The organism is Paraburkholderia sp. J76, from assembly GCF_905220295.1.
Taxonomy (GTDB): domain Bacteria; phylum Pseudomonadota; class Gammaproteobacteria; order Burkholderiales; family Burkholderiaceae; genus Paraburkholderia.
The window spans coordinates 49,216-70,527 of the sequence record NZ_CAJMZJ010000001.1; the positions used below are offsets into that span (position 1 = coordinate 49,216).

General features: G+C 62.5%; 22 protein-coding genes and 2 tRNA genes. 12 read left to right on the forward strand and 12 right to left on the reverse strand.

Going from position 1 to position 21,312, the window contains the following annotated elements; all coding sequences use genetic code 11:
• Positions 1-199 precede the first annotated feature (199 nt).
• Both U5768_RS00275 and gltP read right to left on the reverse strand, forming a co-directional pair.
• The gene (locus U5768_RS00275; protein WP_322028381.1) at positions 200-1,489 is read right to left on the reverse strand and encodes an aminotransferase class V-fold PLP-dependent enzyme; all 1,290 of its coding nucleotides are present in this window, start codon (positions 1,487-1,489) and stop codon (positions 200-202) included.
• Positions 1,490-1,537: 48 nt separating this feature from the next.
• On the reverse strand, positions 1,538-2,863 hold the full coding sequence (gene gltP / locus U5768_RS00280) for a glutamate/aspartate:proton symporter GltP (RefSeq protein WP_322028382.1): 1,326 nt from the start codon (positions 2,861-2,863) through the stop codon (positions 1,538-1,540).
• Positions 2,864-3,010: 147 nt separating this feature from the next.
• Between gltP and U5768_RS00285 the strand changes: the two genes are divergently transcribed.
• Positions 3,011-3,919 (forward strand): LysR family transcriptional regulator, encoded by a 909-nt coding sequence (locus U5768_RS00285; protein ID WP_322028383.1) that lies wholly within the window; start codon positions 3,011-3,013, stop codon positions 3,917-3,919.
• A gap of 394 nt (positions 3,920-4,313) precedes the next feature.
• Positions 4,314-5,036: a hypothetical protein gene (locus U5768_RS00290; protein ID WP_322028384.1), complete on the forward strand. Its 723-nt coding sequence runs from the start codon at positions 4,314-4,316 to the stop codon at positions 5,034-5,036.
• A 428-nt stretch (positions 5,037-5,464) separates the two neighbouring features.
• Here the strand turns inward: U5768_RS00290 and U5768_RS00295 are convergent, their stop codons facing one another.
• Entirely contained in the window at positions 5,465-6,097 is a 633-nt protein-coding gene (locus U5768_RS00295; protein ID WP_322028385.1) for a LysE family translocator, read from the reverse strand.
• Positions 6,098-6,519: 422 nt separating this feature from the next.
• On the opposite strand from U5768_RS00295, the gene U5768_RS00300 reads away from it, so the two are divergent.
• Complete coding sequence (locus U5768_RS00300; RefSeq protein ID WP_322028386.1) at positions 6,520-7,164, forward strand: flagellar biosynthesis protein; 645 nt, start codon at positions 6,520-6,522, stop codon at positions 7,162-7,164.
• A gap of 104 nt (positions 7,165-7,268) precedes the next feature.
• On the opposite strand, the gene U5768_RS00305 is transcribed toward U5768_RS00300, so the two are convergent.
• Both U5768_RS00305 and U5768_RS00310 read right to left on the reverse strand, forming a co-directional pair.
• Positions 7,269-7,481 (reverse strand): hypothetical protein, encoded by a 213-nt coding sequence (locus U5768_RS00305; protein ID WP_322028387.1) that lies wholly within the window; start codon positions 7,479-7,481, stop codon positions 7,269-7,271.
• 96 nt (positions 7,482-7,577) lie between these two features.
• Positions 7,578-8,381, reverse strand: a complete 804-nt coding sequence (locus U5768_RS00310; protein WP_322028388.1) for a lipid II flippase Amj family protein — start codon at positions 8,379-8,381, stop codon at positions 7,578-7,580.
• 91 nt (positions 8,382-8,472) lie between these two features.
• Between U5768_RS00310 and U5768_RS00315 the strand changes: the two genes are divergently transcribed.
• Positions 8,473-9,042: a YdeI/OmpD-associated family protein gene (locus U5768_RS00315; protein WP_322028389.1), complete on the forward strand. Its 570-nt coding sequence runs from the start codon at positions 8,473-8,475 to the stop codon at positions 9,040-9,042.
• 17 nt (positions 9,043-9,059) lie between these two features.
• Here U5768_RS00315 and U5768_RS00320 read toward each other — a convergent pair whose 3' ends face one another.
• A complete protein-coding gene (locus U5768_RS00320; RefSeq protein ID WP_322028390.1) occupies positions 9,060-10,556 on the reverse strand; it encodes an FAD-dependent oxidoreductase in 1,497 nt (498 codons plus the stop codon).
• Between the two features lie 111 nt (positions 10,557-10,667).
• Between U5768_RS00320 and U5768_RS00325 the strand changes: the two genes are divergently transcribed.
• Genes U5768_RS00325 through U5768_RS00335 form a run of 3 tightly spaced genes read left to right on the forward strand, consistent with a single transcriptional unit; the run spans position 10,668 to position 11,827 of the window.
• Positions 10,668-11,093: a MarR family winged helix-turn-helix transcriptional regulator gene (locus U5768_RS00325; RefSeq protein WP_415913822.1), complete on the forward strand. Its 426-nt coding sequence runs from the start codon at positions 10,668-10,670 to the stop codon at positions 11,091-11,093.
• Positions 11,094-11,141: 48 nt separating this feature from the next.
• Positions 11,142-11,357 carry a DUF3820 family protein gene (locus tag U5768_RS00330; protein WP_322028392.1) on the forward strand — a complete coding sequence of 72 codons (216 nt, stop codon included), beginning with the start codon at positions 11,142-11,144 and terminating at the stop codon, positions 11,355-11,357.
• A 59-nt stretch (positions 11,358-11,416) separates the two neighbouring features.
• A complete protein-coding gene (locus tag U5768_RS00335; RefSeq protein WP_322028393.1) occupies positions 11,417-11,827 on the forward strand; it encodes a VOC family protein in 411 nt (136 codons plus the stop codon).
• 17 nt (positions 11,828-11,844) lie between these two features.
• Here the strand turns inward: U5768_RS00335 and U5768_RS00340 are convergent, their stop codons facing one another.
• On the reverse strand, positions 11,845-13,128 hold the full coding sequence (locus tag U5768_RS00340) for an adenylosuccinate synthase (protein ID WP_322028394.1): 1,284 nt from the start codon (positions 13,126-13,128) through the stop codon (positions 11,845-11,847).
• A 145-nt stretch (positions 13,129-13,273) separates the two neighbouring features.
• Between U5768_RS00340 and gcvA the strand changes: the two genes are divergently transcribed.
• The 3 genes from gcvA to U5768_RS00355 all read left to right on the forward strand — a co-directional run bounded on the left by gcvA (position 13,274) and on the right by U5768_RS00355 (position 16,008).
• Positions 13,274-14,173, forward strand: coding sequence for a transcriptional regulator GcvA (gene gcvA / locus U5768_RS00345; RefSeq protein ID WP_322028395.1), 900 nt, complete (start codon positions 13,274-13,276; stop codon positions 14,171-14,173).
• A gap of 55 nt (positions 14,174-14,228) precedes the next feature.
• Positions 14,229-14,597 (forward strand): winged helix-turn-helix transcriptional regulator, encoded by a 369-nt coding sequence (locus U5768_RS00350; protein WP_322028396.1) that lies wholly within the window; start codon positions 14,229-14,231, stop codon positions 14,595-14,597.
• A gap of 73 nt (positions 14,598-14,670) precedes the next feature.
• Positions 14,671-16,008: an MFS transporter gene (locus U5768_RS00355; protein WP_322028397.1), complete on the forward strand. Its 1,338-nt coding sequence runs from the start codon at positions 14,671-14,673 to the stop codon at positions 16,006-16,008.
• A 60-nt stretch (positions 16,009-16,068) separates the two neighbouring features.
• Here U5768_RS00355 and U5768_RS00360 read toward each other — a convergent pair whose 3' ends face one another.
• The gene (locus tag U5768_RS00360; RefSeq protein WP_322028398.1) at positions 16,069-17,085 is read right to left on the reverse strand and encodes a 1-aminocyclopropane-1-carboxylate deaminase; all 1,017 of its coding nucleotides are present in this window, start codon (positions 17,083-17,085) and stop codon (positions 16,069-16,071) included.
• A 194-nt stretch (positions 17,086-17,279) separates the two neighbouring features.
• On the opposite strand from U5768_RS00360, the gene U5768_RS00365 reads away from it, so the two are divergent.
• On the forward strand, positions 17,280-17,780 hold the full coding sequence (locus U5768_RS00365) for an Lrp/AsnC family transcriptional regulator (protein WP_322028399.1): 501 nt from the start codon (positions 17,280-17,282) through the stop codon (positions 17,778-17,780).
• A gap of 108 nt (positions 17,781-17,888) precedes the next feature.
• Here U5768_RS00365 and U5768_RS00370 read toward each other — a convergent pair.
• A tRNA-Ala gene (locus tag U5768_RS00370) sits at positions 17,889-17,964 on the reverse strand.
• A 225-nt stretch (positions 17,965-18,189) separates the two neighbouring features.
• Positions 18,190-18,274, reverse strand: a tRNA-Leu gene (locus U5768_RS00375).
• 259 nt (positions 18,275-18,533) lie between these two features.
• Between U5768_RS00375 and U5768_RS00380 the strand changes: the two genes are divergently transcribed.
• A complete protein-coding gene (locus tag U5768_RS00380) occupies positions 18,534-19,472 on the forward strand; it encodes a LysR family transcriptional regulator (RefSeq protein ID WP_322028400.1) in 939 nt (312 codons plus the stop codon).
• Here the strand turns inward: U5768_RS00380 and U5768_RS00385 are convergent.
• Together U5768_RS00385 and U5768_RS00390 are read right to left on the reverse strand one after the other, a co-directional pair.
• Positions 19,426-20,163: an SDR family oxidoreductase gene (locus U5768_RS00385; protein WP_322028401.1), complete on the reverse strand. Its 738-nt coding sequence runs from the start codon at positions 20,161-20,163 to the stop codon at positions 19,426-19,428. The two genes, U5768_RS00380 and U5768_RS00385, sit on opposite strands and share 47 nt — an antisense overlap.
• Positions 20,164-20,286: 123 nt before the next feature.
• Positions 20,287-21,240 carry a LysR family transcriptional regulator gene (locus U5768_RS00390; protein ID WP_322028402.1) on the reverse strand — a complete coding sequence of 318 codons (954 nt, stop codon included), beginning with the start codon at positions 21,238-21,240 and terminating at the stop codon, positions 20,287-20,289.
• Positions 21,241-21,312 lie beyond the last annotated feature (72 nt).

Genomic DNA, 21,312 nt, shown 5'->3' on the forward strand with positions numbered 1-21,312 from the left:
ATTCAATCGGCATAACCGACCCTTAACTGCCCCTCGGCGCGCCGTGTCGGCAGTCGGGTGTTGGCTGGAACTCGGCCATTCGTTTGGAAGCGATACCTGTGAATCTCCCAACATGCAAACTAGTTGCCCCGCTGACGTGGCTATGGGGACGCACCGAGCATCACAATAAAATCTCGATGCGTCTCTGCCTCACCCTCCGCTATCCGGCAAGCCGACTCGCGATCGCAATGCCCTCCGTCACTGCCAGGAACCTCGCAACGTCACTCGGCGCATGGCAATGCAACGGAGAGATGCGCACCGCACCGTCGAGGTTGAACGATTTCAACATCCGCCCCGAGTAAAGGCTCGTCGCAATCCGCTCATAGACGATCACGCCCCGCTCTTCATAGGCGCGTACGGCGGCGGTCGGGTCAAGATTATCGAAGCCGATGCCTGCGATCAGATCGCGGCGCGTCAGATCGTCGTGATCCCAGAACACGCGTACGCCTTCGATCGCTCGCAGCCCGCGCTGTCCGTCAACGCCGTCGAGCAACAACGAAAGCAGCGCGCGCTCGTGCTCTTCGATGCGCTGCATGCCTTGTACGAACCGTTCGCGCCGGTCTTCGGCGTCGCTAAACTGGGCGCCGACCCACGCGACATAATCGACGATCGCGCTCACCACGGCGAATTGCGCGGGCGCGGGGCTGCCGAGTTCCCAAACCCCTTTGTCCTTGGCCGCGAGCCGATGATGCGGAAGTTCCGCAAGCCGTTCGGACAGCCATGACACGCCCGAACCGCGGCACCCGAAGAACTTGTACGGCGCGAAATTGATGCCGTCAACAGGGGTCTTTTGCAGATCGATAACCGCATGTGGCGCATGCTGAACCGCATCGACGATGATAAAAAGATCCGGCTTGCGCGCCCGCGCACTTTCGACGATGGCCGCAATATCGAGCTTCGCGCCCGAGATATTCGATGCGTACATCACGCTCAAAAGTGCCGTATCGTCGTCGATGAGCGCGACGATGGCATCGGTATCGACGCCGCCGGTTTCGGCATTGCTCGGTGCGATGCGAAGCTCCTTGCCGGTACGCTCGCAGTACATCGTCATCGCATCGAAAGACGACGGATGCTCGAGAATCGTGGTGACGGCGTTCGTGCCCGGCACGTTCTCCATCACCGCGCGGACCATGTCGAACATCGCCGCCGAAGCGGTCAGCGAGAGGTACACACTTCCACCGCGCGCGTTGAGGATGCGGCGCACGTCGTCTTCGCCGCGCGCCTGAATATCCTGCAGAAACAGCGCGCGCTCGTGGATACGCTCGGGACAGTCCGGCAGCGCATCGATTTGCGCGAATGCTTCCAGTGCCGATTTCAGTCTGAACGATCCGCCTGCGTTGTCGAAGAAAAGACGTTCACGGTTGTCGATATCGCGATCGACGTAATGAAAGCGCTGCTCGATGGCTTCCATCATCGATGCTGAAAACAACTGCCCGCGATTGCTGCTCATCGGATCTGCTCCTCGTTCCATGTTAGCCATTCCTGAATTCCACGAATCTCATGCGTCCAATGACGCGATATAAGCCTTGCCTTTCTCCGCGTCGTACTGGCCTTCCCAGCGGGCGATGACGAGCGGTGCGAGCGCGTTGCCCACCACGTTCAGCGCGGTGCGTCCCATGTCCATGATGCGGTCAACGCCTGCGATGAACGCGAGCCCTTCGAGCGGCAGTCCCGCGCTGGCGAGCGTCGTGAGCAGGATCACGAACATGAAGCCGGGCACGCCTGCCGCGCCTTTGGAGGTCACGACCATCGTGAGCACGAGCACGATCTGTTCTTGCAGGCCCAGATGCACGCCATAGAGCTGTGCGACGAACAGCGTGCCGATGCCGAGATAGATCGACGCGCCATCTAGATTGAACGTGTAGCCCGTGGGCACCACGAACGTCGTGATGCTCTTCGGCACGCCGAAGTCTTCCATCTTCTTCATCAGTTGCGGCAAAACCGTCGCCGAACTGCACGTCGAGAAGGCGATGATCAATTCGTCCTTGATGACGCGTACCAGCGTGAAAATGTTGAAGCCGAAGAGGCGTGCCGTAATGCCGAGCACGAACATCGCGAACAGCACGATCGCGAGATACGTCACCGCAACCAGCTTGATGAGCGGCAGCAGCGAACCGAAGCCGAAACTCGCGACTGTCACCGCGATTAGCGCACACACACCGAACGGCGCGTAACGCATCACCATGCCGGTGACCTTGAACATCGCGTCGCTGATGCCTTTGAAGGTTGCGAGCACCGGCTGGCGATATTCGGCAGGCACGGATTGCAGGCCCAATCCGAACAGCACGGAGAAAAAGATCACCGGCAGCAGATCGCCGTGCCCCATCGCCATAACGATGTTGTCGGGAATGATGCTCAGCAACAGCGCCATGAAGCCGTGATGACCTTGCGTTTGCTGCGTGGTCTGCTGATAGCGCGAGATATCGGTGTGGCCGAGCTGGGACAGATCCGTGCCCAGCCCCGGATGCAGCACGTTGCCGAGCACGAGTCCCAGCACGATGGCGATCGTCGTGACGACCTCGAAGTACACGAGCGTCTTCAGGCCGATGCGCCCGAGCGAGCGCCCGTCGCCGACGCCCGCGATGCCCATCACCATGCTCGTGAACACGATGGGTACGACCACCATTTTGATCAGACGAATGAAGATATCGCCGGCCGGCTGCAGGAAGCCGTTGATGGCGGACTCGCGAAACTCCGGGAAACGATTGAGCACCAGCCCGACCGCAATGCCGGCGATCAGGCCGATCACAATTTGCCACGCGAGCCCGATGCGGGGCTTGCGCGTCGCGCGTTCGGGGTGAGGTGTTTCCATGACGGATTCCATGCGCTCTCCAGACACGTATCGGTTGATATAGATGAGTCGAGCCTCTGCAGGGACTCGTTAGGGGGAAAAGTACCCAGTCAAAATGAACTAAAAAAGCGATTTTTTTCTATGAGAAACTATCGCTTTTAGTGATGTGAGTCCGGAGCCATGCTGACGTTCAAGCAAATGGAAGCCTTGTACTGGATCGTCCAGCTCGGTTCGTTCGAGGCGGCCGCAACGCGCCTGAATACCACGCAATCGGCGATCTCCAAGCGCGTGCAGGAACTGGAGCGGGCTTTCGACATGGCGGTGTTCGACCGCGCGAATCGCAGCGCGCGCCTCACGGAGAAGGGCGCAGAATTCTTCGAGCACGCGAGGGAATTGCTCGAGCGGCGCGACCAGATCGTCGAGCGCATGAGCTCGAAAGAGGCGCTGGTTCGGCAGATTCGCATTGGCGTGACGGAACTCACGGCCCTGACGTGGCTGCCGCGCCTCATTGCCGCGATTCAGGCCGAATACCCTAAGGTCAAGGTCGAAGCGGAGGTCGATCTGAACGCAACCTTGCGCGAGCGGCTGGCGGCGGCCACGGTGGACGTGATCATCGTGCCGCAGATGCACGAGGTCGAGCCGTATGCATCGACGCTCGTCGGTCAGGTTCGGAATGCGTGGATGTGCGCCGCCAGTCTCGCGCCGGGAAAGCGTGCGATTCCGCTTGCCGATATCGCGAAGTTTCCGCTGATTTTGCAGGGCGGCCTGTCGGGTACGGGCTACGTGTATAGCCGGTTTCTGGAGGAGCAAGGGGTCGCGTTGCAGAAAGTGCTGGCGAGCAACAGCCTGATTGCGCAGATTGGGCTCACACTATCGGGGCTTGGCGTTAGTTACCTGCCCGAAGCCTGTCTTGCGCGCATGGTCGAGCGATGTGCGCTCGTTGTGGTGCCGACGCGGCCCGCGCTCCCGCTAGTGCGGTACGTCGCCATGCATCGGGCGGAACAGTCGCATTCGCTCAGTGCCGCCGTGGCGCGACTTGCGGCGCAATCGTGCGACTTCTCCTCTAATCTGCTTGATCCGGGAATCTAGGCATCAGCAAAAGCGGTGGAAGTCGTTGACTCGTAGAATCGAACGTACGCGGCGCTCGAAAGCACTTGATCTAGAGCTGGCAGCCATTGCTCTCCAGTCTGGCGGAGCGAGCCGCTTTCGTGCGTCTTCAATCGGGACTGGCCCGGCCACTTGGTCCTTGCATCCGAAAGTCAGATTGTGGCCGCAAGCGCCCCGACGACAGAGCGCAACGAACATCTCGAAGCGGGCACGCGGCGCAAGAGGATGCACGACCTGGAAGCGACCGTCGCGGAAAATCATAAGGACGGCGGTGAGCTCAGCCGACATCTGATTCAGTTATGCCACAATTACCGCCTAATCTAAGGCTGAAGGCGAAAGGCTGAGCCGCCGCCAAGGCATGACATCCGGTGGAACCATGCTCAAAGACGATGTTCAAGCGGTCTTGGATACTTACTATGTCGGGGCTCTTGCCGCCGCAAAGCCGGGCTTAATTCACCACTTTCACGAGTTGTCGGCGCCGTTTCTCATAAGCGTATCTCAAGCTTACCTCGATGCGCCCGTCCGAGTCATGTTCATCGGGAAGGAAACTAACGGTTGGTGGGGCAAGCTGGGAGCCTTCTATGAGCATCCGGACGGGATCAACATCGCGAAGGCTCGCTATGAGAAGCAACACGCCAGTGGCACCGGTAATAGCGAGTTATTACGGCAGTGGAAGCGGTTCGCCGATGCGTTTGCTGGATGCGATCGAGCCGCTGTTTGCTGGAACAACCTAATGAAGATGGACTGGCACCGCCCGAAACGCGGCTCCTCCAGGACATCTATCGGGCATTCCGCTTATTTGTTCGATTTTTCGGTAGCGGCCGTTAAGTTCGAAATCGAACTGCTTAAACCAGATCTAATCATCTTTGGTAGCGGTCACACGTACGATCGCGCCTTGAAAGCCGTGCTTCCGGAGCGTCAGACTGTGAAGGTCGAGCCAAAGGCTCTTTGGCATTTCCGGTCGAATGGCATCGAGTGTTTCAGGACATTCCACCCTGGTGCACGGGATAAGCGCGTCAAAGAGTATTACCGGAAGATTATTGACACCGCATCGGACGCGTTTGGGGAGCGCCTACCGATGCAGAAAGCTTCGGCATAGGCTACCTTCGCTTCAACATTCTTCCGCACGATCGTGCGGCGTGTCGGCCACGGTGCTGACGAGACGGACATGGCCCAATGTCGCCTCCTCGTGCTCACGCGTCTTCTAATCGCTTGAACAACTCTTTGTGTTGACAGTAAATAGCGGCGAGTCGCGACCTATAGTCACCTTCCGAATATCCCTTCGCTCTGGCTGCAGGTTTGCCGGTCGCATGACACCGTGCTTGGTGCCTCTGAACAAGCCTTATCCGTACACGCTGCTTCATGACTCATGCGCGGTGGTGGATCGTATGGTCGATTGTCCGCGATTCGTGGCTCCGTGTCGAACGGCCGCTCCTGGCCGACCGCTGCCCCACACGGTGGCTTGAAACCGACCCGATTCAGCCATTCAAGCGCCAAAATTCATGGTCCGCTTTCGGGCAGAACCCGTTAAGCCGTGTGACGACGGTACAGAGCCAGAGACCCCGCGAGCGCAACAAACACAGCGCCGCAAGACCGTTCCAGCCATAGCGCTCCCGACTCCTTCAGCAGGCGAATTGCCCGTGCGCCGATCAGCGAATAGCCGAACATGATCGAGCAATCCAGCATCGCAAACGTTATAGCCAGTGCCACGTACTGCGGCGCAAGTGGTGCGGACGGCGTTATAAACTGGGGCAGAAATGCGGAGAAGAACAGGTACCCTTTCAGGTTCGTGACTGCGGTAAGGAAACTCTTGAGGAAAATCGCCGAGTTGCTGTCGCGGCTCACTTCGCCGTGCGTGCTCGCGACGCTCAACGAGCCCTTTGACATCAACAGCCTGACACCAATGTACGCAAGGTAGGCCACACCCACCCATTTGACGACGGTAAACCATAACGCCGACGCTGCCAGCAGCGCACCAAGGCCAAGTGCCACGGCGAAAATCAACGCGAAGTCGGATGCGACCGCTCCAGCGAATCCATAAGCGGCACGACGAAGACCATAGCGGGAGCCATTGGTCAACGCCAGTAGAACCGTCGGTCCGGGAGTTACGATACCTACAAAAGCTACAGCGGCAAAAATTAGTAACGTACTTTCGCGCATGCTGTTCTTCTCCGTTGAGAGTGAGTCGGGCATATCACATGGCCACCAAGTATAGCTCCGCATTTTTCACCTGCAGGTCACCCGTGGCACCGGCCGCCTCGCCAGCGTGGAAACTCTGTGCGCCCATCGCAAGCGGACGTCACGCAATAATCGGCAACGGCAGCCCTTGGCTGAACTCAGCCCACGACGACCGGCTCAGGTCGACGCCTAGCGGCCCAGGGCAAGGCGCCCAACCCGGCGCTTGACGTACCCACAGTCACGATCCCCGCGGGCCGCAACACCTTTCGCGACCCGGTCCTGGAAGTTTTACGGTAAACACTTAACTTCTCCTGGTTTTTGCCGTAACCAGAATGGAGAGGCAACACGGCCGATGCATTTAATCGGCTCGCCGACCAGAATAATCAACCAGGAGATAAACAATCATGCTGTTGCGTCGAATCGCGTTCTATGGCGTCGCTTTCTCAATCCTCGCGGGATGCGCTGTAGGTCGCACAACTGTCGATGTCTCGTCACCTCAGGGCACGAATCCGACGACAGGAAAGTACGTACGCATTGCCCCCGCCGAAGATAAACGTACTTTTGCCGTTGCCCCTCCCAAGGCCGATATCGCGTCGCTCGACCCGTCCGAAGACTCCAGCGATGCATCGAAAGCTCGTGCAATCGGCCGGAAGAGAAACAGTTACGGCAAGGCACTCGGCGACGTGGTCCTCCCCGAAGGGAAGACGGTCTCGGGCCTAGTTGAAAACGCACTGGAGAGAGGCTTTCAAGAGGCCGGCTACATCGTGGTGAGGCAAGGCGACCCCAACTTCGCGGCCGCCGCACCCGTAACAGCGGAGATTATCGATTTCTGGGCATGGTTCCAGCCCGGCTTCTGGTCCGTTACGACCAACCAGAAGTCGGAACTTCAACTGTCCGGCGACGTAGGCGCACTTCACGGCGAGCAGACCGTCAAGACGCACGTTAGCGAATCCAAACAGGTCGTGACTTCTAGCGACTGGCAGGAGATCGTGGAAAAAGGTCTGTCGGCAATTACGCTGGAGACAAAGAATCTCGTAAGCGGAAATTAGTTTCGTCCCGCAGCACAACACGACAAATAGTTAGTCGCAACGACGGCGGAAGCGTTTGGTCCGCCGCCCAGAAATCCTGGAGTTGCATGGAAGAACGGCTTGACTCACAGGTCGTTTCGCGACTTTCTTTGTTTGCGGCCGCGCAGCCACCACACCGAGAATCCCCAGAAAATACCGGCAATCATGAACGTGCCGATATTTCTGGCGACATCCAGCGCGCCGACTTCGTGATGCTGAAGAAACTGGATCGCAGTGAAAATGACCGCCGTACCAATTCCCCACGCGAGGACCCCACGGACTACGACAAAACGCAGCATTGAATGCTCCATGCGAACATGACATGTTGATCAGACATACCTGACAAATCGACAGCTTCCCGAGCGACGTAACCCCAACCGTCCGTTAAACCCCCCTCAAATAAGCTCGGCAACACGAACAATGACGACCGCTGCAGGAACCAGCACCGCCTGTGCGCACAACGTCCCGAGAACTCGCGCTCCGGCGAGCGTGGTGATGGCCCGCCGGAAACGATTTTCAGAGAGCCGGCCTTCGATCACATCATCTGTCATTACCGACACCTGAGGGTCGATGACAATCGCGAGCACCACTGTCGCGAAGCCATTTATCACCGACGACAGGTTCGCGCATGTCACTCGTAGTTCCGGCTTCAAGTACCCGGCATAAAGCGATGCAAAGACGCCAACCGTCCAGATTGCCATCGCCAATACGTTCAATGCTATGACCTTCCAGGAAACGCCGGCTCCTGTCGCTAACTGGATGACGTTGTTTCGCGACGGCAACCGCACGCCCATTCGAACGTAGTTAATGCCCCCGCGGCTGAATATGTGAAGCAGCAAGCGGGAAAGCGAGCGATTTGCCTGGAAGTGGTTAACCGCGCGGCTGAAATAGCGCTGAAACGTCGGAATCAGGAATGTTCCAGCGATGCTGGCCACCGTGGCCGTTAGCAGGAAAAGGCGGAAATCACCGAGCAACCCTCGACCAGCGTGGTGAGAGATATCAAGCTCCACGCGCTTGGCGATAAATGGCCCTTGAAAGGAGTTGGCCGTTCTCGAAACGAGAGCAATGATCCCGAAGAGCGAAAACGACAGCGCGATCCGGCGAGTGCGAACACCCGCAATGCGAACCGCATAAGCCAAAGTTGCAATCACATGGATCACAAATGTTAGTCCGCATATGATTAAAAGCTGGGAGTCCATGGCGGCGCGGCAAGTTCGGTACGAAGCCGAGTGTAACCGGTTTCAGTGAACGAAAAGCCTCGCTGCGTGAACGCAACTATCGGGATCCTCCATGACTGAGCTTCGCCTGACATTCCTCGATCAGAATGAATGGGAAAACTGGTTGACGCAAAACGGCGGTACTTCGGCGGGAATATGGCTGCGCCTTGCCAAAAAAGGCGCCGGACAACCGACCTTGACTTACGAACAGGCGCTCGAAAGTGCCCTTTGTCATGGCTGGATCGACGGTCAAAAGCAGACTGAAAGCGAAGAATACTGGTTGCAACGCTTCACTCGGCGCTCTGCAAAAAGTATCTGGTCCAGTCTTAACAAAGACCGGGCCGAAGCGCTGATCGCCGCAGGCAGAATGCTTCCTTCGGGCTTGCAGGAAATCGAGAAAGCCAAAGAAGATGGTCGATGGCAGGCGGCCTATACATCGGCCAGCAACTCAGTCGTGCCAGACGATCTGCAGGCCGCACTGGATGCCAATCCCAAGGCCCGCGCGTTCTTTGCGACGCTGAATGCCCGCAACCGCTACGCCATCCTGTTTCGGATACAGAACGCCAAAAAGCCCGCAACACGGGTGCGCAAGATCGAGGAGTTCATCGGCATGCTGAGTCGCGGCGAAACCATTCATCCCTGAGCTGACCGCACCCTGGCTCAAAACCCCACCCCGCCAATCCGAAAGTAATTCTCCAGCGCCTCAATCCCGTCAGTCGCGACAATCGCGCCGACATAACCATCCGGGCGCACGAGCACCCACTCGCCAGACCGCAGCCCGTAGGCATCGCGGAAATGACCGCCATCGTCGACGACATCGCCGCGCACGCCGAAGGTATGAATGCGCAAACCACGTCGCGGCGCCACGCAATCGCGTTCCACGTCGTAACCGAGCAGTGTCCAGTGAGTACCCCTGAACAACTCGAAGACACGCGTTGCATGGCCCGTCGCGCGACGAATCGGAGCGTCGGGCGCGCGGTCGCCGGCCGCCAGCCCGGCAGCGCGTTCGGGACACGCCATCGCAAGCGATGACTCCGGATAACCGATGTCGAGTTGCCGCACTTCGCGGCCGCGCCGAAGCTCGCCCCGCTTCATCGCGTCGAGCAGCTTTGTCGAAAGACCCAGCATCTCGGCTGCGACTGGCCGGCGTTCTTCCTCGTAGCTGTCGAGCAGCGCGGCGGGAGCGCCCGCGATCACGGCCGCCAGCTTCCAGCCGAGGTTATAGGCATCCTGCACGCTGGTGTTGAGCCCTTGTCCGCCCGTCGGCGGGTGAATGTGCGCGGCGTCTCCGACCAGGAACACGCGGCCTTCCCGGTAACGATCGGCGAGCCGCGCGTTCATGGTGTACGCGGATGCCCACGATACCGATTGAACGCCGATATCGGCGCGGCCGCTGCGCTCGGCCACCATGGCTGCGAGGCCGGCGGCCGAGAGATCGACGTCGCCTTCCAGCGGGACGGGCGCCTGGATCTGAAACAGGTCCGTGCCCGCGAGCGGACATAGCGCGAGCTGGCGCTCCATCGAGCCGTCGCCGAAGCGATGCCATGCGTCGCGTTCCAGCCCGGTGAGACGCACATCAGCCACGATGGCGCGCACGCCGAGCGTCTTACCCGGAAAGCCGATGCCGAGCGCCCCGCGCACGAAGCTGCGCCCGCCGTCGGCGCCGACCAGATGGCGCGCACGAACGATCCCTTCGCCAGCCGCGCCGGCAATGCGCGCCGTTACGCCGTCTTCGTCCTGCTCCACGCCGACCAGTTCGCATCCGTACTCGACCCCATGGCCCAGTTCGGCGAGCCGCTCGCGCATGATCTTTTCGGTCAGGAACTGAGGAACGAGCAATGGCTGGCACCAGGGTTCGGCCGGCGTCGGAGAGGCGTGCTCGACGATGGCCGACTCGGCATAACTGCCATCCGCACGATACTCGCGCTGCGGCGGATACACGCCCCCCGCAACCGCCACGCGGTCGAGGATGCCGAGGTCTTCGAAAATTTCCTGCGTTCGCGGCTGAATGCCTTTGCCGCGCGAGCCGCGAAACGGCCCGTCGTTCTTGTCCAGCACGCGCAACGACACGCCGCGCCGCGCCAGTTCGATGGCAAGCGTCAGCCCGGCAGCGCCCGCCCCGCTGATCACTACGTCGACAGTTGAAGTTCTCGTCATCTTTCGCTCCGTTATGTGTAATATGCACGCAACAGGAGGAATAGTATGTCGCCCAGAAAAAATGTGCAAGATACACATATATCCAAACGCATCCGGGAGTTGCATCTCGCGTTGATCAGCATTGTCAGCGTGATGAACCGGCCTGAACTCGACGAGAAAATGGTCCGGGAGGCGGGCATTTCGCTTGATCGCGCGCTGTTTCCGCTGCTGGTGCTGGTCGAGCGGCTCGGTCCCATCGGCGTGGTCGATCTCGCCGGACGCGTGGGCCGCGACCACACCACGGTCAGCCGTCAGGTGGGGAAACTCGAGAGTCATGGGCTGGTCGAGCGGCGCGCGGGCGTCGAAGACGGCCGCGTTCGGCAAGTCGTCGTGACGCCCAAGGGCCGCGCGATGACCGACGCCGTGGACGCCGCACGCGATCGGCTGGGCCAGTCGCTGTTCGCCCGCTGGGACGAGAGCGAAATCGACGAACTCGTGCGCCTGATGCGAAAGTTCGCCGACGATATCGAGGTTCAGGCTTCCCGCGCCGGGACGTGATTGTCGGCGGAGTCCGCTCGCCGCGCGCGTAACGTGCACAATACCGGCATGCAAGCCCCAGACCTCGAGCGCCTCGTCACCCTCGCCATGCCCTTCGGCAAATACAAAGGCCGGCTCATTGCCGACCTGCCCGGGCATTACCTCAACTGGTTCGCCCGCGAGGGGTTTCCGCCGGGCGAGATCGGCCGGCTGCTCGCGCTGATGCACGAGCTGGACCATAACGGCCTGAAGGGCTTGCTCGATCCACTGCGCAAACGCGCATAGCGCCACGGCGGCGCGCGGCGCACAATGCCCTGTGCGAATCTCCTGCGAGGCTGCGCAACATGGCCCGATTTCAGCCCGATGGATGGCATGCCGTCACGCCGCGAATCGTCGTGCGCGACGCGGAAAACCTGGTCGCCTTCATCAAGACGGTGTTTCAGGCGCAGGGCGAATTCCGCCACGGTCTGCCCGCCGAAATCAGGATCGGCGATTCCGTCGTGATGGTCAGCGGCTCGGACGGCCTTCGCGATCCGATGCCGGCGTTCCTCTATGTCTATGTCGAGGACACCGATTCGACCTACCAGCGAGCGCTGGACGCAAACGCGACTTCGCTCGAGCCGCCGGCCGACCTGCCATACGGCGACAGGCGCGCAATGGTCAGAGACGCGTGGGGCAACACCTGGCAGATCGCCACCCATCAGCGCGACCTCCCGGCCGAGGAGATCCGTTCAAGGTTGGCCAGCGAGGAATAGAGCCCGCGCCGCCGCGCCTACGCGAACGGCGATTGCAGGACGATCGCGTCGTCGCGTTCGGGGCCGGTTGTGACCATTGCCACCGGAACGCCGACTTCATGCGCAATCGCTTCGATCAGCGCCGCGGCCTGCCTCGGCAAGTCGCCATACGAGCGCACGCCGCGGGTCGAACCGGTCCAGCCGTCGAAGTGCCGGAGAACCGGCTGCAGGCGCTGCTGCTCCGCATTCGTGGACGGCAGGTAGTCGATGCGCTCGCCGTCGAGCATATAGCCCACGCAGAGTTGCACCGACTCGAAGCCATCGAGCACGTCGAGCTTGGTCAGCGCGAGCTGGTTGATGCCCGCCACCTTGCAGCTTTGACGCAATTGCACCGTGTCCAGCCAACCGCAGCGGCGCGGCCGTCCGGTGTTGACGCCGTACTCGCCGCCGCGCTGCCTGAGCGCGTCGCCGAGCGCGCCATCCAGTTCCGATGTGAACGGGCCTTCGCCAACGCGCGTCGCATAAACCTTGCTGACGCCAAGCACGTTGCCGAGGCGCGACGGGGCAATGCCCGCGCCGCTGGCCGCGCCCGCGGCAATGGTGCTCGACGACGTGACGTAGGGATAGCTGCCCCAATCCACGTCCAGCATGACCGCTTGCGAGCCTTCGAACACCACGCGCTTGCCCGCCGAATGGGCGCGGTCGAGTTGCTCCCACACGCGGCCCACGAACGGCAGGATGCGCGGCGCCATCGCGCGCAGGCCGCTCAGCATCGGCTCCAGCGGGAACGGCTCCTCGCCCGATCCACGCAGCCACGCGTTGTGGTGGTCGAGCAATACGGCGAGCTTCCCGGCCAGCAGCTCCGGTTCGGCGAGATCGCACACGCGCAGGCCGCGGCGCCCGATCTTGTCTTCGTAGGCCGGCCCGATGCCGCGCAAGGTCGTGCCGAGCGGCTTGGCGCGCAGGCGTTCCTGGGCCGCGTCGATGGCGCGGTGGATCGGCAGGACCAGCGTGGCCGTATCGGCGATTTGAAGCACCTCGGGCGTCACGCGTATGCCCATCGCCGCCATGCGGTCGATCTCCGCGAGCAGCGCCTCGGGGTCCAGCGCGACGCCGTTGCCGATCAGGCCCAGCTTGCCGCGCACCACACCGCTGGGGAGCAGCGCCAGCTTGTAGGTTTGGCCATCCACCACCAGCGTGTGACCGGCGTTGTTTCCGCCGTTATAACGAACGACGATGTCCCCCTTCTCCGCGAGCCAATCCACGATCCGGCCCTTTCCCTCGTCGCCCCACTGCGCACCGACCACGACGACATTCGACATGCGATATTTCCCCTGGTGAGTAAATCGAACAGATCCCGAATCCGGAACCGCTGCCAAGGCGCTAAATATATGGCTCATATGCCGCCGCGAAAAGCGATGTAAACTCACGCTATCTGTCAGGAAAACTCACATAGGAAATCACGCGATGTCTCGTCGTCTGCCGCCGCTGAACGCCCTGCGCGTATTCGAAGCCGCCGCGCGCGCTGAGAGTTTTTCTCTCGCCGCCGACGAGCTTTGCGTCACGCACGGAGCCGTTAGCCGGCAAGTGCGGCAACTCGAAGACTGGCTCGGACTCGACCTGTTCGAGCGTCGCGGCCGAAGGGTCGTGTTGACGGCATCGGGGCGCGCTTACCTGAGCGAGGTGTCGGCGGCGCTGGATCGCATCGCGCTCGCGACCAGCGAGCAACTTCGGGCCACGCGCGCGCAGATCGTGAGAGTCAACGCGCCCACGACGTTCGCGCTACGCTGGCTATTGCCGCAGCTTTCCAGCTTCCAGTTGACCAATCCGGCGGTGGAAGTGCGACTGACGACTTCGGACGAGCCAATCGAAAAACTCGGCGACGATTGCGACGTGGCGATTCGCGGCAGCGAACAGAAGTCGGCGGGGTATGCGGTCGCGGAGTTCCTGTCGGAAGTCCGGCTGCCGGTTTGCTCGCCCAGGGTGCTAGAAACGCACCCGATACACCGCGTCGCGGACCTGACGCACCACACCCTGCTTCACACCGCCACCTATCCCGGCCTCTGGGCGGAATGGCTTGCGGCGAGCGGCCACCCTGGGCTTGCGCCCCGCCATTCCCAGCAACTGGACCACTTTTATTTGACGCTGCAAGCCGCCATCGACGGTCTGGGGATTGCGATGGGCCCGACCGCGCTAGTCGCGCTCGACGTCAAGGAAGGCCGCCTCGTATTCCCGTTCGACGGCCCCGCGTTACCGGCATGGCGCTACTGCAGTTATGTTCGCGACGCGCGCCTCGACGATCCCGCCATCAATATCTTCCTTGCGTGGCTGCGCGACCTCGGACATCGCTTTTCACATCATGCGTAGTCCTGCCTTTTTTGACGGGTTGACACTCAGGACGCGATGCTTTAAAAAGTAAAGCATGAAGATTCCACGACCAGGACAGCCCGTTCGCGGCTCGACCACCGGACGGCCGATCATGGTCGTGCTGGACCTGCTCGGGCGGCGAACCGCACTGCGGATACTGTGGGAACTCCGCAGCGAGGCGCTGACGTTCCGCGCGCTCCAGGAAGCCTGTGACACCAATGCCCGTCTGCTCAATACGCGGCTCGCGGAATTGAGGGCATCCGGTCTTGTCGAGCACGGCGAAGGCGGTTACCGGATGACGGCTGAAGGCAGGAAACTCCGGGCCGCACTGGAGCCGCTGCAAGCGTGGGCCCGACAGTGGGCCGAGCGCGACCCCGAAGGCTTCGAGGCGGCGGATCGCGATCACGCCGGCGGCGACGCGTAATTCCTCAGATATCCGAACTATTCTCGCGATTCCCCGTATAAAGCTTTCCGGGCACGCCGCAGGGAGTTGAACGATGTTGCACAACGTGAACCATCTCCGCTGGAAGATCGTGGCGTTGCTCGTTGCGCCGCTTACGTTCGTGATGACGCTCGACCGCACGGCCATGGCTGTGGCAGCCCCGACGATCCAGAGCGAACTGGGCCTGTCGATCGTCGAAATGTCGATGATTCTCACCATCTACTTCTGGGCCTATGCCATCGGGCAGATCCCGGCCGGCCGCGCCGCCGAACGCTTCGGATCGCGCAAGGTGCTGTTCGGCACGAGCACGCTGTGGTCGCTCATGATGCTCGCCACGCCGCTCGGCACCTCGTTCGCGTGGCTCTTCGGGTGCCGGCTCGTGCTGGGCGGCGCGCAATCGGCGGACTGGTCGAGCAGCGTCGTCGCACTCAAGCGCTGGGTTCCGGCCAGCGAGCGCGCGAAAGGCAACGCCCTGCTGCTCGCGGGGCTCTATCTCGGCCCGATCGTTTCGGCGCCGCTCACAGCGTGGACCATCTCGCGGTTCGGCTGGCACGCGGTTTTCTACGGCTTCGGCGCATTGGGCCTGCTGCTCGGCGCGATCTGGTGGTTCGGCTACCGGGACGCCCCGGCGGCGCATCCGCTCATAACGAAGGCAGAGGTCGAGTACATCGCCGCCGGCCAGCCACCCGAGCGCACCGCGGCCAGAGGGGCGCTCAGGCGCTGCCTGCGGCAGTGGCGCTTCTGGATTTTCGGCGTGCAGTACTTCCTGCTGGTGCTGATCCAGAGTTTCTACACCACGTGGCTGCCCACGTACCTCATGCGCGCGCGTGGGCTTTCGCTCAAGGCGATGGGCCTCTACGCGTCGTTGCCGTGGGTGGCGGTGTTCGTGGCTGTTTTCGCCGCGGGGGCGTTCAGCGACTGGCTGCTTGGAAAGACCGGCTCGATCTATCGGGCGCGCACGCCCGTTGCGATGAGCGGATTTGTCGTAAGCGCGCTTGCGTTGGCGGCGGCCTCGCGAGCGCATTCGATGGCCGTGGTGATCGGCTTGCTGTGCCTGTCCTTCGCCGCGGTGGGCTTCGTGCAGGTGGTCGTGTGGTCCGCCACGCAGGATCTGGGGCGTGCGTTTGCCGGCGTCATGTCGGGCTGGACGAACGTGTGGGGCGCCCTTTCGAACGTCGCGGGCCCCATGACGCTGGCGCTGATCGTCAAGGTCACGCATAGCTGGGGCAGCGGCATGATCGTGATCGGCGCGGCGGCGGCTTGCGGCGCGCTGCTATGGCTGTTCGTGCATCCCGAGCGCCCCTTGCTCGGCGACGACGCGGGCGCCCCGCCAGCTCCGCTGGAAACGGGCGCGGCAGCCGATACCGCAGAGGTGTCCCAGCACAACGGCTGACGATTGCGCGCGCTGCGCGGTAACACTCTCCCGCCCGCTCCAGCGAACCGTCGGCGCCATTCAACCGTCGCGGAAGATAAAGCTGTACGCGCTCAACGCGGGCACGCCGCCCAGATGCGCGTACAGCACCTTCGACCCCGGCTCGAATTCGCCCCGGCGCACCTTGTCGATCATGCCGTGCATCGACTTGCCCTCGTACACCGGGTCGGTGAGCACGCCTTCCAGCCGCGCGCACAGGCGAATCGCCTCCAGCGTGCCTTCGTTCGGCAAACCGTATTCCGGCCCGGCGTACCGCGTGTCGAGAATCACGTCGTGCTCGCCGATATCGTGGTCGAGATCGACGAGCCCGGCGGTATGACGCGCGATCCGCGTGATTTGCGCGTGAGTTTTCTGCGGCGTAGCCGAAGCGTCGATGCCGATCACGCGCCTCGCGCGGCCATCGGCCGCGAATCCGGCCACCATGCCTGCCTGCGTGCTGCCCGTCACCGAGCACACGACGACGTAGTCGAACTTGAAGCCCAGTTGCGCCTCCTGCGCCCGCACTTCCTCGGCGAAGCCCACGAACCCGAGGCCGCCGAGCGGATGCTCCGAACAGCCCGCCGGTATGGCATACGGCTTGCCGCCCGCCGCGCGCACGCTTTCGAGCGCTTCCTCCCAACTCGGCCGAATGCCGATGTCGAAGCCGTCCGGCACGAGCCGCACGTCCGCGCCCATCATGCGCGACATCTGGATGTTGCCAACGCGGTCGTAGACAGCGTCGGAATAGTTGACCCAGTTCTCCTGGACCAGCACGCACTTCATGCCGAGATGCGCGGCGACGGCCGCGACCTGCCGCGTCTGGTTCGACTGGATGCCGCCAATCGAAACCAGGGTGTCGCAACCCTGGGCGAGCGCATCGGGAATCAGGTATTCGAGCTTGCGCGTCTTGTTGCCGCCGAAGGCAAGCCCGCTGTTGCAGTCCTCGCGCTTCGCGTATAGCTCGACCTTGCCGCCGAGGTGCTCGCTCAGGCGTTTGAGCGGCTGGATGGGTGTGGGTCCGAACGTCAGTGAATAGCGGGGAAAGCGCTGGAGGTTCATCGTATATCTCCGGAAGGTCGGCTCATGCGGGGCGTGGTCAACGGTCGGTGTGCGCTATCGCGCGCCATCCGATGGAGAAATGTTAGGCGTCCTGCCACGAAATGAGCTTGCTAAAAAAATGCCGACGACCTACGTTTAAAGCGATCTCACTGGCTATTGAATACTTTTAATTTGCCGAACGCCGAGAGGACGCAATGAAATTAACCAGAGAATCCCCCGCTGCGCCCCACAGCCCGCCCGCATTAGATCGCATCGATCGCGCGATACTCAGGCACTTGCAGCAGGACGCATCGATTTCGAACGTGAGCCTCGCCGCGAGGGTGAAGCTCAGTGCGCCCGCGTGCCTGCGGCGCGTGGAACGGCTCAAGGAGATGGGCTTGATACGCGGAATTGTCGCGTTGCTCGACCCGAAGCCGCTCGGCGCGGGCATGCTGGTCGTGATCGGATTCGTGCTCGACCGCTCGACGCCCGAAGCATTCGCCGCATTCGAGAAAGCGGCACAGAAAGTTTCAGGGTGCGTGGAATGCCATGTCGTGACCGGCGAATTCGACTATTTCATGCTGGTGCGCACGCGCGACAACGAAAGCTTCAACCAGTTGCACGCGGAACAGTTGTTGTACTTGCCGGGCGTGCGGCAAATACGCAGCTTCATGGTGCTCAAGGAGATTCTGTCGACGCACGCATTGCCGCTATGACAGCAGACGCGCGAATGCGATCCTTTACAAAGGATGCCTGAATATCGGTGCGGCGTGGGGAATTGGAACGAATGATGAGGCAACGTGCCCGAAGGCCACGCGTTCTGTTGGTGGAGGTAAGCGGGATCGAACCGCTGACCTCTTGCATGCCATGCAAGCGCTCTCCCAGCTGAGCTATACCCCCATGCAGAACGGCTTCCGCGCCAGTGGGATGACGCGGAATCGAGCAACCCCGGCTAACGGACCTGCTCGAAGAGCCGCGATTATATACGGCGCCCGCGCAACCTCGCAAGCCTCCCGTCGCAGCCCATTATGTCGGAATCCTTATCATTTCCCGACAAAACAAAAAGCCGGCTGATAAGCCGGCTTTCTTGCTCAATTCGCGGCGTAATCGCGCGAATGCAATTCCTGGTGCCGACGGCGAGACTCGAACTCGCACAGCTTTCGCCACTACCCCCTCAAGATAGCGTGTCTACCAATTTCACCACGTCGGCATTCCAATACAACACGGGGCTCACTTGATGTTGCTTGACCCCGTTCCTTCTCGCCTCTTGGGCTCGAAGGGTCGCCATTGTATCGACTCGCCGCGCATTTTTGAAGGCCCTGCGCGAAGATTTTTGAACCCCGCTGCGCCACGCTGATTCGACCCCGCGGGGGCGTCCCGACGCCGGCGGACCGCGTCGTCCCGGTCCGCCTCGCAGGGTCGGCGTAAGATGCACCTCTTGCCCCTGGACCAGCCCTCAAGCGCAGACCATGGAACTCCGCCATCTCAAGACCTTCCTCGCCGTGGCGCGGACTTTGAACTTCACGCGGGCGGCCGAGCAGGTCCACCTCGCGCAATCGAGCGTCACCGAGCAAATTCAGGCGCTCGAAGCGGACCTCGGCGCGGCGTTGCTAGACCGCTCGCGGCGCAAGCTCGCGTTGACCGAAGCGGGCAAGCGCCTGCAAGACTACGCCGGCGATCTGCTTAGTCTCGCCGAGGAGGCACGCGCCAGCGTCGCGCAAGCGGCGGGCGTGACAGCGGGCGCGCTGAGCGTCGGCGCGCTCGAAACGCTCTGCGTTTCGCGCTTGCCGCCCTTGCTAGCGGCTTTCCGGCGAGCACATCCGGCCACGGAACTCCAGTTGAAGGTGGCGGGCAGCGCTGCGCTGCGCAGCGGCGTGAAGAGCGGCGCGCTCGACGTCGGCTTCATGTTCGGCGAGCCGGTAGCGGCCGCTGGCGTCGAAAGCGAAGTGGTCGGGCGCGAACCGCTTGTCGTCATCGCGCCGCCGCGGCATCGCCTCGCGAATCGCGCGGCCGTCACGGCCGCCGACCTGGCGAACGAAGCGTTTCTCGTGACGGAGCCCGGCTGCGTCTATCGGCAGATGTTCGATGCCGCGTTTCCGGCGTCCCCGCGCGGCGTGCCGCCCGCACCACGCCTCGCCGGCGAATTCGGCAGCATCGCGGCTATCGTGCGCCTGGTGGAAAGCGGGCTGGGCTGCGCGCTCGTGCCCGCGCTCGTCGCCGCAGACGCGCGCGAGCCGCTCACGGTGCTCGCCTGGGCCGGCGATGCGGCGAGCGTGCCCGTCGTGATGAGCTGGCGCGCACGGCGCACACAGCCCGTGGTTCTGCGCGAATTTCTCGCCGCCGCGCGCGAGTCCGCCATCGTCACGACAGACGGTGACCGCCTTCGACATGCAGCACTGTCCCGGTGACAAACCCGTTCTCCATCAGAAATCGGATGGCGTGAGCGATGTCCTCGGGCTGTCCCACGCGGCCAACGGGAAGACGCGCGGCCATCGCGTCGAGCGTGTCCTGCTTCGCGTCGCCGGCGACGAACGTCCAGATCGGCGTATCTACCCATCCCGGCGAGACCACGTTCACGCGCTTCGGCCCTAGCTCCACGGCCAGCGCGGCGGCGAGCGAGGCTAGCGCGCCGTTGATGGCCGCCACCACCGAGCCGCGCGGCGCGGGCCGATACGCGGCGATGCCCGACGTAAATGTGATCGAGCCATTGGACGCGAGCACGGGCGCGCCGTGTTTGGCGAGCAGCAACGGGCCGATGAATTTCGAGTCGACCACGCGCCGCGCGGCGTCGAGTTCGAGCGACGGCAAGAGCCGATACGCGCCTTCGATATCGGCGGCGGTCGTCACGATGTGATCGAGCGCCCCCGTGAACGCGAACAGCGCGGCCACCTGCTCTTCCCTCGCGATATCCACGGCGAAAGTGCGCACGTTGTGCGAATGCGGCAGACGCTCCTTCGCTTCGGCGAGCTTTGCAGGCGAACGCCCGGCGACGATGACTTGCGCGCCGTCTTCCAGCAGGCTTTGCGCGAGCGCGAAACCCATGCCGGAACTGCCGCCGACAATCAGCACGCGCTCGTTGGCGTGCGCGTTTCGTTTCATGATGTCCGTTTCCATACGTCTCTCCCTGGTGGAGCGATCAGTATTGCGTTCGGGCAGCGCGCAACGGAAACGGGAATCCACGATAGTCGCAATCGGAACCGGCGATGATTGCATGCACGACGATCAGCGCCGGGCGGCTGGTCCCCGCACGCGCTTTTTCGCGGGAGCGGGAGTGCGCGCGCGCAAGGCGTCGGCGTGCTCGCGGATCGTCTCGATCAGCGCGCGCAGTCCCGCCGGGGCGTGCCGCCGCCCGGGGTAGTAGAGACAGAGCCCGTCGAGCGGCGGCGTCCAGTCCTCCAGCACGCGCACGAGCGTGCCCGCCTCCAGGTCGGCGTTCACGTTCCATTCGGTCAGATAGGTAAGGCCGAGTCCGTCGCGCGCGGCCGCGAGCATGAGGCCGGGCTCGTCGAGCGTTAACGCGCCTTCCACGTCCACGCGCACGGCCTGCCCGCGCCGCTCGAATTCCCATTGGTAGATTTGCCCGCCAGGCATGCGGCTGCGTATGCAGCGGTGCGACTTGAGATCGGCGGGCGTGCGCGGCGGCTTGTGCTTCGCGAAATATTCCGGACTGCCAACCACGGCGAAACGCTGACGGTCGCCGAATGGCACGGCAATCATGTCCTGCGGCACGATTTCGGCGAGACGGATGCCGGCGTCGTAGCCTTCGATCACGATGTCGATCAGGCGTCCTTCCGTGACGAGATCAAGCCTCATCTCGGGATAGCGCCGCAGAAAGGCCAGCAAAACGGGCATGACCTGCTTCGCCGCGCCCACCGAAGCATTGATGCGCAATGTGCCCGAGGGCGTGTCGCGAAAGCTCCCCGCCTGGTCGAGCGCTTCGCGGATGGTGGACAACGCGGGCGCGACGTTGCCGACGAACTGCGCGCCGGCTTCCGTCAACGCCACGCTGCGCGTCGTGCGATTGAAGAGCCGCACGCCGATGCGCGCTTCGAGCGCGGCCACCGCGTGGCTGAGCGCGGAAGTCGACACACTCAGGTCGTCTGCCGCCGCACGAAAGCTGCGATGGCGCGCCACGGCCAGCACGGCTTCGAGTTCCACCAGGCCCGATGTTTTCATTGTCCCAAATCGCTCAACAGGTCATCCGCCATTGTACGGCTAGTCAACGCAATGCGCGGCGTCTATCTTGTA

Bases quoted from the DNA above. Each gene is read 5' to 3' on its own strand.
- U5768_RS00275 (WP_322028381.1), bottom strand. From the start codon at position 1,489: ATGAGCAGCAATCGCGGGCAGTTGTTTTCAGCATCGATGATGGAAGCC.
- gltP (WP_322028382.1), bottom strand. From the start codon at position 2,863: ATGGAATCCGTCATGGAAACACCTCACCCCGAACGCGCGACGCGCAAG.
- U5768_RS00285 (WP_322028383.1), top strand. From the start codon at position 3,011: ATGCTGACGTTCAAGCAAATGGAAGCCTTGTACTGGATCGTCCAGCTC.
- U5768_RS00290 (WP_322028384.1), top strand. From the start codon at position 4,314: ATGCTCAAAGACGATGTTCAAGCGGTCTTGGATACTTACTATGTCGGG.
- U5768_RS00295 (WP_322028385.1), bottom strand. From the start codon at position 6,097: ATGCGCGAAAGTACGTTACTAATTTTTGCCGCTGTAGCTTTTGTAGGT.
- U5768_RS00300 (WP_322028386.1), top strand. From the start codon at position 6,520: ATGCTGTTGCGTCGAATCGCGTTCTATGGCGTCGCTTTCTCAATCCTC.
- U5768_RS00305 (WP_322028387.1), bottom strand. From the start codon at position 7,481: ATGCTGCGTTTTGTCGTAGTCCGTGGGGTCCTCGCGTGGGGAATTGGT.
- U5768_RS00310 (WP_322028388.1), bottom strand. From the start codon at position 8,381: ATGGACTCCCAGCTTTTAATCATATGCGGACTAACATTTGTGATCCAT.
- U5768_RS00315 (WP_322028389.1), top strand. From the start codon at position 8,473: ATGACTGAGCTTCGCCTGACATTCCTCGATCAGAATGAATGGGAAAAC.
- U5768_RS00320 (WP_322028390.1), bottom strand. From the start codon at position 10,556: ATGACGAGAACTTCAACTGTCGACGTAGTGATCAGCGGGGCGGGCGCT.
- U5768_RS00330 (WP_322028392.1), top strand. From the start codon at position 11,142: ATGCAAGCCCCAGACCTCGAGCGCCTCGTCACCCTCGCCATGCCCTTC.
- U5768_RS00335 (WP_322028393.1), top strand. From the start codon at position 11,417: ATGGCCCGATTTCAGCCCGATGGATGGCATGCCGTCACGCCGCGAATC.
- U5768_RS00340 (WP_322028394.1), bottom strand. From the start codon at position 13,128: ATGTCGAATGTCGTCGTGGTCGGTGCGCAGTGGGGCGACGAGGGAAAG.
- gcvA (WP_322028395.1), top strand. From the start codon at position 13,274: ATGTCTCGTCGTCTGCCGCCGCTGAACGCCCTGCGCGTATTCGAAGCC.
- U5768_RS00350 (WP_322028396.1), top strand. From the start codon at position 14,229: ATGAAGATTCCACGACCAGGACAGCCCGTTCGCGGCTCGACCACCGGA.
- U5768_RS00355 (WP_322028397.1), top strand. From the start codon at position 14,671: ATGTTGCACAACGTGAACCATCTCCGCTGGAAGATCGTGGCGTTGCTC.
- U5768_RS00360 (WP_322028398.1), bottom strand. From the start codon at position 17,085: ATGAACCTCCAGCGCTTTCCCCGCTATTCACTGACGTTCGGACCCACA.
- U5768_RS00365 (WP_322028399.1), top strand. From the start codon at position 17,280: ATGAAATTAACCAGAGAATCCCCCGCTGCGCCCCACAGCCCGCCCGCA.
- U5768_RS00380 (WP_322028400.1), top strand. From the start codon at position 18,534: ATGGAACTCCGCCATCTCAAGACCTTCCTCGCCGTGGCGCGGACTTTG.
- U5768_RS00385 (WP_322028401.1), bottom strand. From the start codon at position 20,163: ATGAAACGAAACGCGCACGCCAACGAGCGCGTGCTGATTGTCGGCGGC.
- U5768_RS00390 (WP_322028402.1), bottom strand. From the start codon at position 21,240: ATGAAAACATCGGGCCTGGTGGAACTCGAAGCCGTGCTGGCCGTGGCG.